At 67.6% G+C, this 16,133-nt stretch carries 14 protein-coding genes and 1 pseudogene; 5 read left to right on the forward strand and 10 right to left on the reverse strand.

Going from position 1 to position 16,133, the window contains the following annotated elements:
• Nucleotides 1-21: 21 nt before the first annotated feature.
• From AB0J87_RS59425 to AB0J87_RS59445, 5 genes are all read right to left on the reverse strand, one after another.
• On the reverse strand, nt 22-531 hold the full coding sequence (locus AB0J87_RS59425; RefSeq protein ID WP_363984135.1) for a hypothetical protein: 510 nt from the start codon (nt 529-531) through the stop codon (nt 22-24).
• Between the two features lie 29 nt (nt 532-560).
• A complete protein-coding gene (locus AB0J87_RS59430; RefSeq protein WP_363984137.1) occupies nt 561-1,046 on the reverse strand; it encodes a hypothetical protein in 486 nt (161 codons plus the stop codon).
• A gap of 279 nt (nt 1,047-1,325) precedes the next feature.
• Nucleotides 1,326-1,772, reverse strand: a complete 447-nt coding sequence (locus tag AB0J87_RS59435; RefSeq protein ID WP_363984139.1) for a hypothetical protein — start codon at nt 1,770-1,772, stop codon at nt 1,326-1,328.
• 200 nt (nt 1,773-1,972) lie between these two features.
• Nucleotides 1,973-3,109, reverse strand: a complete 1,137-nt coding sequence (locus tag AB0J87_RS59440; RefSeq protein ID WP_363984141.1) for a DUF932 domain-containing protein — start codon at nt 3,107-3,109, stop codon at nt 1,973-1,975.
• Between the two features lie 77 nt (nt 3,110-3,186).
• The gene (locus tag AB0J87_RS59445) at nt 3,187-4,278 is read right to left on the reverse strand and encodes a hypothetical protein (protein WP_363984143.1); all 1,092 of its coding nucleotides are present in this window, start codon (nt 4,276-4,278) and stop codon (nt 3,187-3,189) included.
• 411 nt (nt 4,279-4,689) lie between these two features.
• Between AB0J87_RS59445 and AB0J87_RS59450 the strand changes: the two genes are divergently transcribed.
• Entirely contained in the window at nt 4,690-5,937 is a 1,248-nt protein-coding gene (locus tag AB0J87_RS59450; protein WP_363984145.1) for a hypothetical protein, read from the forward strand.
• Nucleotides 5,938-6,010: 73 nt separating this feature from the next.
• On the opposite strand, the gene AB0J87_RS59455 is transcribed toward AB0J87_RS59450, so the two are convergent.
• Together AB0J87_RS59455 and AB0J87_RS59460 are read right to left on the reverse strand one after the other, a co-directional pair.
• Nucleotides 6,011-6,280 carry a hypothetical protein gene (locus AB0J87_RS59455; protein ID WP_363984147.1) on the reverse strand — a complete coding sequence of 90 codons (270 nt, stop codon included), beginning with the start codon at nt 6,278-6,280 and terminating at the stop codon, nt 6,011-6,013.
• A gap of 1,373 nt (nt 6,281-7,653) precedes the next feature.
• Nucleotides 7,654-8,412: an ATP-binding protein gene (locus AB0J87_RS59460; protein WP_363984149.1), complete on the reverse strand. Its 759-nt coding sequence runs from the start codon at nt 8,410-8,412 to the stop codon at nt 7,654-7,656.
• 282 nt (nt 8,413-8,694) lie between these two features.
• Between AB0J87_RS59460 and AB0J87_RS59465 the strand changes: the two genes are divergently transcribed.
• Nucleotides 8,695-9,144 (forward strand): helix-turn-helix transcriptional regulator, encoded by a 450-nt coding sequence (locus AB0J87_RS59465; protein ID WP_363984151.1) that lies wholly within the window; start codon nt 8,695-8,697, stop codon nt 9,142-9,144.
• Here the strand turns inward: AB0J87_RS59465 and AB0J87_RS59470 are convergent.
• Nucleotides 9,141-10,028 (reverse strand): bacterial transcriptional activator domain-containing protein, encoded by an 888-nt coding sequence (locus AB0J87_RS59470; protein WP_363984153.1) that lies wholly within the window; start codon nt 10,026-10,028, stop codon nt 9,141-9,143. The genes AB0J87_RS59465 and AB0J87_RS59470 overlap by 4 nt on opposite strands.
• A gap of 1,103 nt (nt 10,029-11,131) precedes the next feature.
• Between AB0J87_RS59470 and AB0J87_RS59475 the strand changes: the two genes are divergently transcribed.
• Together AB0J87_RS59475 and AB0J87_RS59480 are read left to right on the forward strand one after the other, a co-directional pair.
• Nucleotides 11,132-12,133, forward strand: a complete 1,002-nt coding sequence (locus AB0J87_RS59475; protein ID WP_363984155.1) for a LuxR C-terminal-related transcriptional regulator — start codon at nt 11,132-11,134, stop codon at nt 12,131-12,133.
• Between the two features lie 19 nt (nt 12,134-12,152).
• Nucleotides 12,153-13,985 (forward strand): S9 family peptidase, encoded by a 1,833-nt coding sequence (locus AB0J87_RS59480; protein WP_363984157.1) that lies wholly within the window; start codon nt 12,153-12,155, stop codon nt 13,983-13,985.
• Nucleotides 13,986-14,307: 322 nt separating this feature from the next.
• Here AB0J87_RS59480 and AB0J87_RS59485 read toward each other — a convergent pair whose 3' ends face one another.
• A complete protein-coding gene (locus AB0J87_RS59485; protein WP_363984159.1) occupies nt 14,308-14,448 on the reverse strand; it encodes a hypothetical protein in 141 nt (46 codons plus the stop codon).
• A gap of 298 nt (nt 14,449-14,746) precedes the next feature.
• On the opposite strand from AB0J87_RS59485, the gene AB0J87_RS59490 reads away from it, so the two are divergent.
• Complete coding sequence (locus AB0J87_RS59490) at nt 14,747-15,676, forward strand: hypothetical protein (protein WP_363984161.1); 930 nt, start codon at nt 14,747-14,749, stop codon at nt 15,674-15,676.
• Here the strand turns inward: AB0J87_RS59490 and AB0J87_RS59495 are convergent.
• Nucleotides 15,636-15,803 (reverse strand): annotated as a pseudogene (locus AB0J87_RS59495) (winged helix-turn-helix domain-containing protein); the annotation flags it as partial. The gene AB0J87_RS59490 and the pseudogene AB0J87_RS59495 overlap by 41 nt on opposite strands.
• Nucleotides 15,804-16,133: the final 330 nt, after the last annotated feature.

The following is a 16,133-nucleotide window of genomic DNA, read 5'->3' on the forward strand; positions in this document are numbered from 1 at the left end:
CGCCGGTAGCGGCTCGGTGGCTCATGCTGTCGCCTCCTGCCCGGTCGAAGCGCCCGGAGACTGCTCTGTGGAGCAGGCCGGCACGAGCATCTCGGCTTGCGCGAGGAAGGCGCGGGCGGCGCCTTGCCGGATAAGTGCCAGGCTGCGGTCGAGGTGGGCCAGGGCGAGCTCGTGCTCGCTGCTCAAGCCGAGGGCCTGTACGGCGATCTCGGAGTCTGGTGGGGTGGGGTCTTCGAGGTAGGGGGTGATCCAGGAGACGAACCTGGCTATGGCCTGAGCCGGAGGCAAGCTTCCGCCATCGGCGTGCTCGATGTGCCGGGCCACCAGCAGCCACCACGTGGAGAGGGTCTGCGCGTGCAGGGTGTTGTGGAGTTGCTCGGCGGTCAGCCGCTCGCCCCGGCCAAGACGCCGGAAGAGGTCGTCGATGTGCTGCTGGCGGGTGCTTCGGGCCTGGTCGATGACCGCCTCCAGTGAAACCGGAGCCACTGTGGGCGGTGCGCCGGTGGCGGGATGCTGCTGGGAGTTGTTCATGACATGGGTTCCTTTCTTCCGGGGATGCGCTAGTGGGGTCGACTGCTTGGTCCTGGCCCCGCCGCTGTCGAGGAGGGCGTGCAGGGGCTGGCCAATTGGGGGCGGTCGTGTTCCACGGGCGCGGCCGTGACCGGGTTGCCTGCCTGGTCGATGAGGTGCTGGGTGAGGAGGTGGCCGCTGTCGTTGAGGAAGTCTCGGGCGGCTATGCGCGCGGCGTGGGCGAGGGCGTGATCGAACAACGTGCCCGGCCGGGCGGCCGGTGGTTCCCCGGTGAGGTAGTGGCGGGCCCAGGAGCGCACCCGCCGTACGGCATGATCGGGCGCCAGCTTCTTGCCGGTGATCTCCTCGTCCACCAGATCCCACCAGGCGCGCGATGCCTGGGCGTGGGCGGCGGCGAACGACTGCTCGCCGGACAGTCGCTGCCCGTTCTGCAAGACGAAGACCGCCTCGGCTGACGCCGCGTAGAACACGCAGCGGGCGGCGCTGATCTTTTCGGCGGTCCGCTGCTCGAACAAGCGCGCCGCCTTCTCGGTCTGGTTCGCAATGACGTCCGATGCGAGGGTGACACCGCTTGGCTCACCGGGCGGGGACAGGGGGCCGGGCTGGCTGAGGTCATCCATCATGTGTCTTCCATTCGTCGGGTGACAGGGTGGTGAAGGGTGAGGGTCGTGGGGGGCCGCCCGTCTGGTCGGCTCGGGGGTTCACCCCGCCCGAGTTCAACAGGCACGGGCCGGGTGGGGCGGACAGTGGGAGGCGGTTGGCCGCCCCGCATGCAGCGCGCTCGTCAGCGGCGGTCAGGATGGCCGGGACTCGCTGATCGCGGTGGTTGGGATGTCGATGTCGGCCGAACGGGCATCCTGATCGGAGGGGAGGGCAAGTGCCTCGGCGAGCTTCTCAGTCGCGTCCAGGAAGGCACGCGCGCCGCCCCGCCGGGACTCGGCCATCGCCTGGGCGAACAAGCCGCCGTTGTTAACCGGGCGGGCGTTGACCAGGGACTCGTGAGCCCGTTGCCGCACGGTCCGCAGCGCAGTACCGCCGTCAACCGTCTCTTCGCTGCCGTGGGTGAGATCGGTGACCTGCTGCCACCACGACATCCGTTGGTAGGCGTAGGCGATGCGGCCCAGGTCCTTGTCGTGCAACGTCCCTTCATCATCGAGGGAGGCGATGCGGTTGAGGGCCTCGCTGAGTTCCCAGCGGGCGGCGTTGGCGTAGTGGACGGCCAGGTCTTCGAGTCGTCCCATCGGGATCTCCTTCGGTAGCGGTTGGTGACGTACGTGGGGCGCGAAATCAGCCGGTCGGAGCGCCCGTCTCGGACCGGACCCACCGCCCGCCGGGGGCAACCCGGGGATGGTGTGGCAGGCGGCCCGTGTGACCGCCCGGGGTTGGTCGGCGTTGGTCCTGTACGGCCCACGCCGGGGCCGTACAGGGCGCTCTTCGGTAGTCAGGCCGTGGCGAGGAGCCGAAACGCGCGAGTCTTGATCTTCGCGTTGTCGTGGTCGTCGAGCAGGGCCCGCTCAGCGCGCACGGTGGCCACGTCGCGGGTGCCGAACACCGGGCTCTTGTGATCGAGCCGCTCGGTCACCGCGTTGTAGGCCGCCCACCGCGTGTTGCGAATCGGCTCCTGCGTGGGCGCAGTGGTGAACAGGTACTCCAGCTCCCGCATCGTCAGGTCGTGATTGCGCTTCGCGAGCTCTTTGGCGTCGGCGGGCAGGGGGTGGAGGCGGGCGGCGAACTGCCGGAACTCCTTCACATCCATCGGCATGGCAAGGAGCTTCTCGGCTTCGGCGGCGAACGCCTGACCGTGCCGCCACGTCAGCTTCAGCGCATCGCGCGCCTCGGCGATGCGCCCCGCAATGCGGCCGGTGTGCCGGACCGTGAACTTCGAGGCGTGGTTGGCCAGCGCGGCTCGTTCGGTGTTGGCGCACACCACCCGTACCGGCGTCGCGACCGTGACGAACGACCCCCACCCGTCATGCCGGGAGAACGCCGCCAGGTATAGATCGAGCTGATCGAAGCCACCGACCATGAGCGGCTCGGGCAGCCGCATGGTGACGAAGATGCGCCGCCCATTGTTCAGAGACCCGCCCGTGTCGAACACAGCCCCGGACTCGTCCACGAGGGTCTGCAGAAAGGCGGTGACCTCTTCGTTCTGCAGCACCTCGTACTCTTTGCCGACGCGGCCGAGCCGTTCGGGCTGACCGGTGACGGGGTTGGTGCGCACCACGAGGAAGTCCTCGTCCGTGGTGACCGGCTGGTCGGTGACAGGGTCCGTGACCTGGCCGATCGGCACCTTTCGAACGTTCCATCCGGCGAGGTTGGCGCGGGTCAGGAGTTCCTCGGCGGTCATCGGGCCGGGCGCGGTGTAGCCGAGCCGGTGCCAGCCCGGCTTCCCTGCGGCGGCGAACCCGGCCGAACCGTTGGCGAAGATCTCGATCTCGTGAGCCATGACAGTGCCTTTCTGATCTGTGGGCATGCGAAACAGACGCGATGTCGAATGTGGCGAAGTGGGGGCCGGCTGGTCGCTTACCGCTCGGCGCGAGGGGACGGGGCTGCCGTACGTGGCGGTCGGATTGCCCATAGGCGTCGGTAAGGCACCTCGACCGGGTTGGGGGTCCGGGAAGGCGGGCCGGTGTGGAGTGGCCCGCCCTCCCGGGCTCAGTCGCCGTAACTGTCGGTACCCGTGGTGTCCGTGTCGCCGGGCTCGGTCGGGGCGGGGGCCTCGGCGGTGGGGGCGAGGGCGAACCGGCGGGGCCGCTCACAGGTCAGCACCGCGTGACCGAGATTGACGAGCCGGTCCAACGCGTTGGCCACCGCACCGGACGAGGCGTCCAACACCCTCGCGATCTCATACGGGGTGAAATCCTTCCCCGGGAACTCGATCAGGTGTGCGTGTACCCGGTCGCGCAACGCGCCCGGCCGTACGCCGCCGCCCACACCCCCACTCGGCCGGGCGGACGTGGCGCGGGCCGGGGCGGCGACGATGCCGGTCAGCACCGCCCGCGCATTGCGGTGTACCGAAGCGACCTTCGCCACCGCCATTTCCAGACACCCCAACGCCACCACCGTGTCGTCGTGGGTGTCCTTCTCCGTCACCACCCTGCCTAGGAGGTTGACCAGTTCGATCAGTTCGGTTCGTGCCTGCGTCCACGCCGGATCTTCCGCCGCAACCGGCTCGGATGTGGCCTCGGACGCGTCGGTGGGGACAACTGAGACGGTCCCGCCGTTCGTCTCGTCCGTGTGACCATCCGGCTCTTCGGCCGGTCCATCGTCGGTCGGCTCGTCCTCGTCCGCCGGGATGGCATCGGCTGTCTCCGTGGTGTCGGTGACCGCCTCCCCGTCCAGGGCGGACGCGAGGTCCGCGTCGTCTTCGGCGAGCGATGCTTCGGCGTCCGGGGCCGTGTCGGGGGTTTCGCCGGTGACTGCATACCACCGGTCAGGGGTTCGGCCTCGGGTCTGGGCGTCCTGCCCGCCCGGCTCACGGCGGGCCTGTCCGTCGGCTTCGAACTGGTTGAGGATCTTGCCCGCGACCATCCGGCTCAGATCGGCCGCCGCGCCGATGATCGTGGCGGATGCGCCCGGCTGGGCGTTCAGCGCCGCCCACACCGCCGCCGCCCGCGCGTCCACGCCCGCCGTGGGGTCAGCGTCCGGGGGGACAGTCCCGGGGCCGTCAGGGGCCATCACGGGCGCGGCGTCGATGGCTGCAGAAATCGTTTTGTCAGCGGTCTTTTCCGGGGTGGTGATAGCCATTGCGTGACGCCCTTTCCGGTCGCATTTACCGGCCCCGATTCCGGACCGGTGTTTTGTTTGTGCGACGACCATCCCTCGCATGCAACGGGGAAGCAAGCCGACCCGGAAACTTTTTTCGTCACCCCAACGACTGGAGAGGCTAACCTAACTAACAATACATACGACCTGCGAAAACATCTCGCGAGAAGCTCCCACGACGGCTTGACATTCGCCGCCGGCCCGGCTCTTCCCGCATTCCACCGGACGACGGCGAACGACGCCGTTTTGCCCGATTCCCGATTGCGAAATCTCGCAGATAAACATGCGTCCCGGTTGACATTCATGCGCGATCGAGCGTCCATGGAATTAGACGGGAAACACCGCCGACAAACCGCACCCGAATAACGAGCCGGGGAAACGAAAGGAAAACGCATGGCACCCGCAATCGCCGCCACCGACGCCATCAACGTGAACGCTGCCCACATACGCGGCCTGACCGCCAGCGGCCCCGGGCGGGCACTGATGTGGGATGGACACGACGTGTTCACCGCAACCGCCGACGTAGCCGACGACGGGACCGTCCTCGAGATCATCAACTACGAGGACGCCACCGCCATGCACGAGCAGTCCGCCCGGCGCGGCCAACCGGCCAACCCCGCCACCATCGCCGCCGACGTCACCGGCCAGGCCCGCACCCGCCTCAGCCAATGGCGGCACACCCAGAAGATGATGCGCGTAACCGGCCCCTACACCACCGCCCTACGCCCCCACGGCATCCACCGCCACCAGGTCAGCCACCCCGCCACTAACGACGGCTACATCACCACCGCATACCGGATCACCCCGACGGGCGCGACCGCCTCGATCACCATGCCGTACTTCCCCGACTCGATCACACCCATCACGATCACCATCGCCGACCCCCGCTCTGGCACAGACCCCGCGTACACCGTGACTGTTCCCCGCCGCACCCCGCCCGCCGCCGTCGCCGCACTGATCGCCGCCGCCACCGGACTCATCCCGCACACCGCCACCGGCTACCGCGCTCCCAACGACACCGGCTTCCCCGACAGCCCCCACTACCTCGAAGTCGAACCGGCGCACGCCCGCGCCCTAGCCGCCCACGGCCCCGGCTGGTCGATCATGTGGAACGACCGCCACGCCCAACCCATCATCGTGCCCACCGAACGCGGCGACGACGGGTTCCTGCTGGAAATCTGCACCTACGAGGGAATGTTCAACCTGAGGGGCCAACACGACAACTGTGACGATTGCACTACCTGCGACATCGATGATAATCCCGACTTCGACGCCATCGCCGACGACATGACCGACATCCTGGGCGACTTCTACTCCAGCCGTGATGCCATCGCCGACTACATGTGCGAGACCGTCCCCTACACCCGCGCCCTCACCGAACACGGCTTCCACCGGCTCTCCCAGGGCACCCTCCACGACGCCACCTTTGATCAGCACTACCGCTCACCCGACGGCCACCTCGTCATGCTGAAGATCCCCGTCGCCCCCAACACCCCGCTCACCATCGCATGGTCCTACCTCAGACTCGCCAACCCGGATGCCCCCACGCCCGTCACCGTGATCCCCACCGACACCACGCCCGCCGACGTAGCCGCCCTGATCGCCGCCCACATCGCCATTCACCCACCAGCCACCACCTGACCTCCCCCGACAACCGAACGGCCCCGGCATCGCCCCTACGGCGATACCGGGGCCGCACGCGTCCCCTCACCGGTCAGCCGACGTCGGCGAACCCGTAGCCGGTCGCGTCATCCAACGCCGCCAACCCCAAACAGTCCCACTCGCACGGTTCCCCCGGCCCCGCGCCACACCCCTCACACGCCCGTGACGGGTCGGCCGGACGGAAGATGTCGATCACGCCGCCCGGTAGGCATACCGTGTCCGTCACGTACCGAGCCGGGTTCAGCACCACATCCGTGGGCCGAACGTCCACAGCCGTCACCGCCATGAACTCGCCATCCCAGTCCCCCGACGGATAAACCATCTTCTTTTCCTTTCCGCTTTTCTCGCCGACATTCTTATTTTATCTCGACAACGCCAACACCCATAGACCATGGGACTTTTTCTCGCCGCTACAAGGTAAAGTCTTCAGGCGATTCCCGGCCCCGCGCACCGACACCGCGCCAGCCCCGGCCGTACCGCCCCGACGCATGTCGGACACCGAAACAGCCCTCAGGACGAAGACGTGAGCGCCATCCGGGCCAAGGTCAGCGCAGGGGCCGGCTGGCCTGCGGCCTCGGCCGCAGGCCAGCAAATAGCAGCGGGGAGGGAGGCCAAGACCCCAAGGCAAGCAAGGAGGGGACACAAAGAGCACAGCCGACCATGACAACACACGCGCGCACATATTCAGGGACTCGTCTTTAGACGAGTCGGGCCGCCCAACGCACCGGCCAGAACCGGCAAGACCCGCGAAAACAAATCCGGATGGGGGTAGCGGCCTTAATTGCCAATCCGAACGCTATCCCTATTTCCAGTGCGCAAATCAGTCCCCATTCAGACACCAATGCGAGGCCCGATCCGCAACCGTGGGCAAGGGTGGGCTCGCCTCTCCCCTCCATGGGCGGCCCCCACCCCGGCCCGTCCGGCCGCCCGGTCCCCTTCCGCGCCGGGCGGGTGGAGCGGCATCAACGCCCACCTGCACCCCAGGTGTCAAGCGCGCGTCCCGCCCGCCACGCGCGGGATGTTCCACCACTCAGGCGGCTGCCACGACGGTGGACCTCGACCGGACTCGTCGAGGGCGAGACCCACTCACCGGCCCGTCCCGGCCGGACGGACGCGCGCCTTTCCCAACACGCGAACTGTTCCGCGATCGGTCCCGACGCCTGCACCACGGCCACCATCCCCACCCGTGCGGCCACCATGCCACCCGCGCCCGGTCAGCGGCGACAACCGCCCACGTGCCTGTCCCGGACCGTTCCCGCGACGCTGACCGAACAGCCGCCACAGTGCCGCTCAGCCCTGTCCCGGGCCCATCGACCCTGTGCCCCCCATCAGTTCCCGCCGCTAACGCCGAAGCCGGTGACGTTCTCGATCTCGCCTGGTTCACATCCATTTCCGTCGAAAGCAACTCGGCCAAGGCCGGTAGAGCCGTGCTGGGCCCCCTCTCGCCATGCTCGACCGGACCGGACCCGGCCGAGGCCGGCTCCATTAGGCCCGGCTTGGGCGGGATCGGCGGCAGGGCCTGACGCAGCTCCTCCGGTCCAGTCGCGCTGATCATCGCCTGCTTGCCGCGCAACGCCAGCCACCGATACCGCACCACCAGAAAAGCCCAGTCGGGCCAATCCCGGCGCAATCCTGCCAACGCCTGCCGCGCCCACAGTTCCTGCCCGAATGCGGACACCTGGTCCGCGTTCGGCCTCAGCTCGCCTCCCACAGGCCTGCGGAAGGGTCCAGGCCAGCAGCTCCTTCCTCGCCAATCGGCCCTGGTCTACTCGCCGAAATCATCACGCCCTCCCGCAAGGCGCTCAGCCGACCATCCGGTACATCGCCTGATGATCCCTGCTGCCCCACGAAGGCACGGTGGGGGCAGGCGACCTCGCCGGTGATCATCGGCTCACTCGGCCCAGTAGGGACCGGCTCCAGCGCGAGATCAGCCCAGACCGCGTGGCCCGTGATCGCATCACCCGCCATCCCTGTCCGGGCCGCCAGCTCAGCCACCCCGGCCAGACCCCACCCGTGCTCGGCCGCCTCGGGAACTGAGCCAGGCGCGCGAGAGAAGTCCGGGGATGGGCCGCCGCCCAGGTCATAGACCACGATCCGGGCCACGTCTGTGCCGCGTAGCACCTCGACCACGAAGAACCCCCGTTCCCGGCCCGAACGCGAGTGCCGCAGTGCGTTGCTGACCAGCTCGGCCGTCACCCACCGCGCGTCATCCACCCGGCCGGTGTCGGCCAGAAGCTGGCCCACCATGCGGCGCGCGGGAGCCGACTGATCTCCTCGCCCGGGAAAGGCCCGCCGCCAGGCCATCCCGCTCCACACCTGCGAGGCGCGCAGCGTCGACATCACCAGTCCTGGCGCCAGATCCGGGAACTCCTCCACCGCTGACGGCCGCTGGCACGTCGACGAAACGAGGAGAGGGTTCGAGTCGGCCGTGGCGTGCTGTGTGCGTGTGTCCATGCGGATGTCCCTTCGGTCACGCCCCCGGCCCAATCCGGGGAGCGGCCTGCACGATCACTCACCTCGCCGCCCGAATCACATCCCCAACCCGCCACCACGCGCCCACCCACCCCGGCCTGCGGCAACACCATTCCCACTACCGCCGACACCCGAGACCGACCCCGGCGATCACCCCACGCGGAGACTGGAGCCCCTCCCCAAAGGCCGCCTACCGTCCCCCAATCCCGAATGCGGGGCACCGACGCGCCCACCGCGCGTGGGCAGGAAAGGGGACGTCAACGCATGTCAGGTACCGGATACCAGACGCTTCTCGACTGCCGCCGCCGCAGCCGATACCTACGCCGGCACGGCTTCACCGTGGACCAGATCGCCGTCATCCTCAGCCTCGACCATCCCTCCACCCCGCTCCGCCTCTACCGGCATGCCGCCGGACTCACCGCGGGGCAGACAATCGAGGTCTTCCACCAGCTCGCCGGCACCATGGGGGCCGGACTGCGCGAGTCTCGCCTCTACGACTACGAGAACTGGCCGCAAGCAGGCCGGCGACCCTCCGTCTCCACGCTCTGCCTGCTGGCCCGCATCTACGGGACCCGCCCCGCCCATCTGCTCACGGCCGAGGTGCTGGCCACCTACGCAGGGCACGACCAGCGCATTCTTCACGAAGAAGAGAGAGCCTCGGCCGGGGCACCGCCAGGTCTCTACTATCCGCCGCTCTTCGACGGGCCCGGTTAACGAATGAACCGCTCATATACCTGCCGCGCCTGCGTACTCGGCACCGCGTCGATCCCCACCAGCCGCTCCCTCAGCAGCTCGAACGAACGCCGTACCGCGGGCAGGCGCCCGAGTTCGCCTTGAACCGACATCAGCAGGCACCACAACGTCTCGCTGCATGGATCGATGCGCTCGACCGCCAACCGCAGCACGTCCACCGCCCGGCCTGGATCCTCGGCCCGCACCAGCTCGGCCAGCCGCTCAGCGGCATCCGCCGCCTGCCGCTGAGCGGCCTGCCGCAACGGGAGAACCCACAGATCATCACTCCCAGCCAGCAGCGGCCCCCGATACAAGGCCAGCACCTCATGCAACGCCGCCACCCGCATAGCGTCCTCGGCCGCGATCGAGGCCAGCTTGCACGCGTCCTCGAACCGCCAAAAGTCCACATCGAACGATGCCGCGGGCAGCAGTCGCCGCTCCCTGGACTTCAGCACGAACCGCACGCCAGTCGCGCACCCCGTCGCCTGCCGCATAGCCCGGTTGATCTCCCGCACCGCCGACTCCAACCGGCGCCCGCCAACCTCCCCCGGCCACAGCGTCTCGGCGATCCCCTCCGCCGAAATTCCGTCCCGCGACACCGAAAGCAACGCGAACAACTCCCGCGCCTCGGCACGGCCGAAGGAGACCTCTGCCCTGCCATACGACAGCCGCGGTACCCCCAGCACCTCGACCTTCGCCTTTCCCGCCGCCGCTACGAACCTCGACCCCAGCACGGCTGAAGCACCTGGCACGAGGGGCGCCTCAGCCTCCTCCTCTGCCAGGCCGGAGCTGGGCTGGTCAAGCTGCGCCGTAGGCACCGCCAGAGGTTCACTGCCCTCAACGACGGCAAACGACTCCGTCGTCACGCAGTCGACCGCAGGCGCCTGCGCCCCAGCGGATGTCAGGACAACCGCCGGGGGTACTTCAGGGTCCTCACCGTTGCGACCATCGATACCGCGTGGACAGGCGACACCGCCAGGCAGGCTCAAGGCAGAGGAGCCCGCGCTCGCCTGCGCGGGCCAGGACCGTAGACGACCGATAAGCGCAGCGCTCAGGACCATGAGCATGAGCCCGAACGCCAGCGCAGCACCCAGCGGACCCATCGCCTCAGGCAGATGCCCTGGCCTCGGCCTCACCGCATCGCCCGGCGCAGGCACAGAGGAAGACGTGGAGGCCGATGCCGACGGCGTTTCCGATGGAGCCGGTGGTGTGAGAACCGTCGTGGACGATGGCCCCCTACCGTTCCTTCGTGGGCGCTGGTGACGGTTAGCCCTTGCCTGACGATCTCGGTTGAGAACGCGACCCGGAGCCCGGCCAGCTTCCCGGCCGCTTTCACGCGGCATGCGCGGTTCGGCATCCCTCCTACGAAATTTGGCTGGCTCCGCTTCAGGCTGTTTCACCGTAGAAACCACCTCGCGTGGCCTCGACACCTTCTGCGGCTTAGGAGAGAGCGAGGCATGCACCGGATTGCGCTGCGACCGTTCCAGCAACTCCACGAGATCCAGCGCCCGGCCTTCCACCAGGTCGCCATACACCAACGCACAGAACTTCTCGATGTCGTACACCTGACGTGGCGCCCGGCCCACCTGCGGACAGTAAGGCTCTGCGTTAGCCAACGCACTGGCTGGCGAACCGACGCCAAACAGAATTGACGCCGCAACCGCTGCACTCAGCTTCCTCGCTACGTCTTCGACGAGTTGCCGCCGCATACTGCCTCCCTGCCGCTTTTGAGCCTTCGCACTGATCAGACCGTGCGCGGCACCGCATCGGAGGTGGTGAAACTCTCCACGGCAGCTACTGGCGGGGGCGCGGTGTCCGGAGCAGCGAGAACGCCTATGACAGCGGGCCTCTGCGGCACAGCGCTCGATGGTGAGAACTCACCATCGCTCGGAAGCACTCATCGCCCGACACGGCAAGGAGGGCCATCACAACACGTGTTGGGACCACTACTCTCTGATCGGAGGTGACGGTGGACGGACAGGATCAGGTCAAAGCGCAGCGCCTATTGGAGGGCGTCGTCCCAGAAGAGATCTTCGTGTCGTACTCCATGCTGCTCACGGAGGGCGGCTGCCCTGAGGACGACGCCGCGTCCCTGCTTGGAAGCAGTGAGCAGGTCGCGGAACTTACGGCCCGCGGGATGGCGCATCGCCGGCCGGACGGCCCCTCGATGCCGCCGCGTCTCGTCCCGGCTCCCCCAGAACTCGCGCTGCAGGGCGTCTTGACAGACCTTTCACGCCGTCTCGTCAGCGATCAGGAGCGGTTGCTGGCTGGACACAAGCGACTGAGGGAGTTCCACCAGACGCCGGCCGCGGCATCCTCGAACTCAACGATGGACCGGCTCGTGCAGATCGTCACCGATCGGGACGAGATCAGCCGCCTGTCCTACGCACTCATCAACGCCGCGCGGCACGACTGGCTCACGTTGGACAACTACGTCCTGGAGGCGCCCGTCGAGGACTCCACCGGGTACGTACCGCTACCAGTCTTCGAGGGCCAGGTGCAATGCCGGGCTATCTACGAGACCCGCTGCGCAGAGCATCCAATCGGTGCGAAGACGATCGAGGCTGCTGTGGAAGCCGGGGAACAGGCGCGGCTGCTGCCTCGCATCGGGATGAAGATGAAGCTCGCAGACGAGGCAGTCGCGCTCCTTCCGCTGACGCCCACAGGGATGGGCGGGGCTCTGCTCGTACGCTCGCCCGTCATCGTCGGTGCGCTGCGCGAGTACTTCGAACTGCTCTGGGAGAAGGCGATCCCCTTCGGAAGCGCGGAAGCCGTCGGGCCACTCACCCCTGCGCAGTCGCAGGTACTGCAGTTGCTCAATCAAGGACTATCCGACGAGGCGATTGCCCGGCGGATGGACATCAGCGTCAACACCATGCGCAGACACTGGACCGCCATCCGCGATGCGCTGGACGTGGAGACCCGCTTCGCCGCCGGAGCCGCAGCAGCGCGCCGCGGCTGGATCAACTGAACCCGAGAGGCCCTGTCACATGCCCGAATACCTGGACTTTGTTCCCCAGCAACGCTTCCAGCCCACCCTTGCGCTGTCCCCGGACGGCCAACTGGTCGCCTACTCCAGCCACGTCTCCGGGCACTACGACCTGTGGGTCGTTCCCGTCGCCGGTGGCGAGCCGCGCCGCGTGGCGGGCTTCGACGACCGGACAGTCCGCCAGATCGCCTGGACCCCCTCCGGGGGCCGACTGGTCTTCACCGCCGACGAAAACGGGGATGAGCAGTTCCGCATCTACCTCGTCGCTCTGGATGGCAGCGGCCTGACCGAGATCAGCTCCGGTCCGGACTGTCAGCGTGTATTGGCCACATCGCCGTTCGACCCGACCGGCCGCTTCCTGGCCTACACCGCCAATGACCGCGACCCCTCCGCTCAGGACCTCATCGTCCACGATCTAGAGAGCAGTGAGCTCCGCCGCTTCACGCCCCCGCAAGGGGTCGCGTTCGAAGCCGTCAGCCTCTCCCCCGACGGCCGCTGGCTGCTGGCGACCGGGTTCCGTTCCAACACCAACATAGCCATCTATCTCACCGACCTGAGCGACCCGAACGCCACGCCGATCTGCATGACATCCGCCCTGGGCGAGGGTCTCTTCGAGCCCGGAGCCTGGGCGGCGGACTCCAGCGGCTTCCACCTGCTCACCGACCATTGGAGCGAGTTCACCGCCGCCGCCTTCTACGACCTCGCAGCCAGCTCCCTGCAGGCGATCGCGCGCCCGAGTTGGGACGTCGAGGTCCTCGACGCCGCCGCGGGAGTCCGCATCTGGTCAGTCAACGAGGGCGGCAGCTCCCGCCTGCACGCCGACCGCGATGGCAGCCCCATCTCGCTGCCCGGCATCCCGCCCGGCGTCATCTCCGCGCTGTCCCTGGCGCCTGACGCCTCCTTCGCGGCCGTCCTGATCAACTCCGCGGCGAGGCCGGCGGAAATAGCGGTCCTGGACCTGGCCCACCACGAGTTCCGCTACCTCACCGACACCCGCCCTCCGGCACTGCACGTCATCGACCCCGTCGCCCCCGAGCTGATCACCTACCCGGCTCGCGACGGACGCGACGTCCACGCTCTGCTCTACCGCCCGGACGGCCCCGGCCCTCACCCGGTCCTGCTGTCCATCCACGGCGGTCCGGAATCCCAGGAACGCCCCCTCTACGCCCGCTCGGGTCTCTACCAGCATCTTCTCCATCAGGGCATCGCCATCCTGGCCCCCAACTTCGCCGGATCCACCGGCTACGGCACCGCCCACCAAAAGCTCATCTACTGCGACTGGGGTGGCATCGACCTCGACGACCTGGACCACGCCGTCAAGTACCTCCACACCCTCGACTGGACCGACCCGAACCGCCTCGCCGTCATGGGCGCTTCCTACGGTGGTTTCGCTGCTCTGTCCTGCCTGGCCCGTCTCCCCTACCCCTGGGCTGCGGGCGTCTCCATGTGCGGTCCGAGTAACCTGCTCACCTTGGCGAAGGCGTCGCCTCCCACCTGGAAGACCTTTGTCGCCACAGTCCTCGGCGACCCTGACACGCGGGCCGAACACCTCCTGGCACGCAGTCCCGTCACCCACGCCGACAGCATCAACGCTCCCCTGTTCGTCCTCCAAGGAGCCCATGACCCACGCGTCCCCCAAGCCGAATCCGACCAGATCGTCGCCCGGCTGCGCGAACGCGGCGTCGAAGTCCGCTACGACATCTACCCCGACGAAGGACACGGCTTCACCAACCGCGCCAACGAACTGACCGCGTACGAGGCCATCAGCACGTTCCTTCACACCCACCTGCTTGCCAAAACTGCCGACCGCTCCGCGTCGCTCCACGTGGGCTGACAATTTCAAGGGGTGCCGAACAGCTTCAGACAGGCCGGAGTGAACATACCTAACGTGCCGGGCGAACGCATGGAACTCCGGATGATCTCCGACCAGGACGTACCAGGTGTAGAAGGAAGTAGCCGGCACAGTCGTCGTGCTGCGCTTCCAATGGCCGGTCTCGAATGGTCCGCCGCCAGTCGTGCTCTCGCTTGTCATCGTCGACGCTGCGAACCTTCCTACCGAGCTCATCGTGGGTGCGCAACTCGGTCTCAAGACGCCGTCAGCGACTTTCGCATGAAGGCCTGAGCTAGCCCGAAGCCTGCCCAGACCGTGGCGGGGGCTATCGGCGCGGCAGCAGCAGGCGTAGGAGGCGCCAGGCGCGGTCGCGGCGGCCCTGGTCAGCAGAGTACAGGTAGACGCCGGCCAGGACGGCGAACAGAGACAGCAGGACCAGGGCGCCCAGGGCAAGTTGCGGCATCATTGGTGGGGGTATTCCTTCCGTGGTTGGGGCACCTCGCGGGTGCTCCTGCGCCGTGTCCGGTACTAAGGGGCGGCGCGGGTGCGCCTCGCTGGCGCGGTCCTCGCAGTAGGGGACGTACTCCCCAGCATGGAGGCAGGAACGAGGGCGTTTCCGATCTCCGCCAAGGTCTTCCACCGCGGGCGCACATCCTTCCATCTGGCCGCGTTCGCTGACAGAGGTTGACACTTCACACCAGGCGCGGGCGACTTTCTCAAAGTGGGTTTTACGTTTTCTTCCACTCTGGGACGCTCGACCCATCATGAGCTCTCCCACCGAACCCGCAGCCGTCCCGCCCGGCACGGACGACGCTGCCGCGGCGTTGGCCGCGCTGCGCGAGCAACTGAGCCATGCGTACCTACACAGCGGCAGACCGAGCTACCGCGAGATCGAACGCCGCACCGGCAAAGCCCTAAGCCACACCACTGCCAGAGCGGTGCTGCGATGCGAGAAGCTCCCCCGCTGGGGGCAAGTCGAACTCGTGGCAGAAGCCCTGAAAACAAGCCCAGAGGACTTCCGACCGCTGTGGGTGGAAGCCGCCCGTGCCACCGACCTCGCCGCAAGCTCTCACGGCCAGAACCACGAACCACCACCGCCCCATCCACGCCCCGATACCGACTCGGCCACGACGCGCAGTCAGCCATCAACATCCGCACAGTCGGTCGGCAACCGCGATGCTGCGAAGATCTCCCGCTCCGGCGAAGAGGAGGAGGAAATCGACGACTCCCCCTACACGCGTCAGGAAGCCCGGGAAGCAGCCTGGGATCTGCTGAGCGAAATCATGCGCGCCGACCATGCCGCCCGGATCCAGGACCTGCTGGACACCTGGCGCGTCTCCTCACCTGATCGGAGCCTCATCCTCAAGGAACTTGCCGGGGTAATCAAGCAGGTACAGGAGTATGCAGAGGTCGCAGCCAAAGAGCCTGACCTCGTCCTATCAGTGAACCTTCCCCACCTGCACAAGCAGCTGGGCTTGTACGGGATCGAAGTCGTCGAGCGCGATCCCGACGATCCCCAAGATCCTTACAAGGATGCAGCATTGCCGGACCTGCGGCATGTCGCAACTCTCATGATCTTCAACCACAAGTACCACGCACTCGGCCGTACACCCGACGAGGCTGTATGGCGGCTGATCGGGGTGGCTATGCGGGTCAACCAGAACGGCAGCGTGATGCAGGAAATCTTCTGGTGACGAGCGTCGAGGGTGCTGTCGGGCGGCGTACCTGAGCGTTGCCCGCCAACTGAGCCTGCTCGTCCCGTTCGGCGGCGCGCTGGGCCGGGGTCTGCCAGCTCCAGCCGATCCAGCGGAGCAGGTAACGCCCCGTCCACCGTGGAGCCGATCTTTAAGAGGCGGTTCGACCACCTCGGCGATCCGAGCTAGTGTCCAGCACCGGCCTGGCAACCCGTATGCCATCCGTTCTTCATCCAGGACCTGCTCCAGATACGCGAGCTGGGCATCATCCAGCTTGCACATCGCCCTCCCGTGCCTCTTGGACAGCAACGCCTTGCGCCCGGCGATCTCAAGAGCTTCCGGCGCCGGTTGGCTGACATGCGCGCTGTACGCGATCGCCTGGCCCGCCGCGGACTCGGCGAAGTACTAGACGTTGACCGGCGCCGGCTCACCACTCGGTAGCCATTGCCGCCCGGGC

The organism is Nonomuraea sp. NPDC049625, assembly GCF_040675285.1.
In the GTDB taxonomy this organism is placed as follows: Bacteria; Actinomycetota; Actinomycetes; order Streptosporangiales; family Streptosporangiaceae; genus Nonomuraea; species Nonomuraea angiospora_A.

Bases quoted from the DNA above. Each gene is read 5' to 3' on its own strand.
- AB0J87_RS59445 (WP_363984143.1), bottom strand. From the start codon at position 4,278: ATGGCTATCACCACCCCGGAAAAGACCGCTGACAAAACGATTTCTGCA.
- AB0J87_RS59440 (WP_363984141.1), bottom strand. From the start codon at position 3,109: ATGGGCAATCCGACCGCCACGTACGGCAGCCCCGTCCCCTCGCGCCGA.
- AB0J87_RS59460 (WP_363984149.1), bottom strand. From the start codon at position 8,412: ATGGACACACGCACACAGCACGCCACGGCCGACTCGAACCCTCTCCTC.
- AB0J87_RS59480 (WP_363984157.1), top strand. From the start codon at position 12,153: ATGCCCGAATACCTGGACTTTGTTCCCCAGCAACGCTTCCAGCCCACC.
- AB0J87_RS59490 (WP_363984161.1), top strand. From the start codon at position 14,747: ATGAGCTCTCCCACCGAACCCGCAGCCGTCCCGCCCGGCACGGACGAC.
- AB0J87_RS59465 (WP_363984151.1), top strand. From the start codon at position 8,695: ATGTCAGGTACCGGATACCAGACGCTTCTCGACTGCCGCCGCCGCAGC.
- AB0J87_RS59485 (WP_363984159.1), bottom strand. From the start codon at position 14,448: ATGATGCCGCAACTTGCCCTGGGCGCCCTGGTCCTGCTGTCTCTGTTC.
- AB0J87_RS59425 (WP_363984135.1), bottom strand. From the start codon at position 531: ATGAACAACTCCCAGCAGCATCCCGCCACCGGCGCACCGCCCACAGTG.
- AB0J87_RS59455 (WP_363984147.1), bottom strand. From the start codon at position 6,280: ATGGTTTATCCGTCGGGGGACTGGGATGGCGAGTTCATGGCGGTGACG.
- AB0J87_RS59450 (WP_363984145.1), top strand. From the start codon at position 4,690: ATGGCACCCGCAATCGCCGCCACCGACGCCATCAACGTGAACGCTGCC.
- AB0J87_RS59435 (WP_363984139.1), bottom strand. From the start codon at position 1,772: ATGGGACGACTCGAAGACCTGGCCGTCCACTACGCCAACGCCGCCCGC.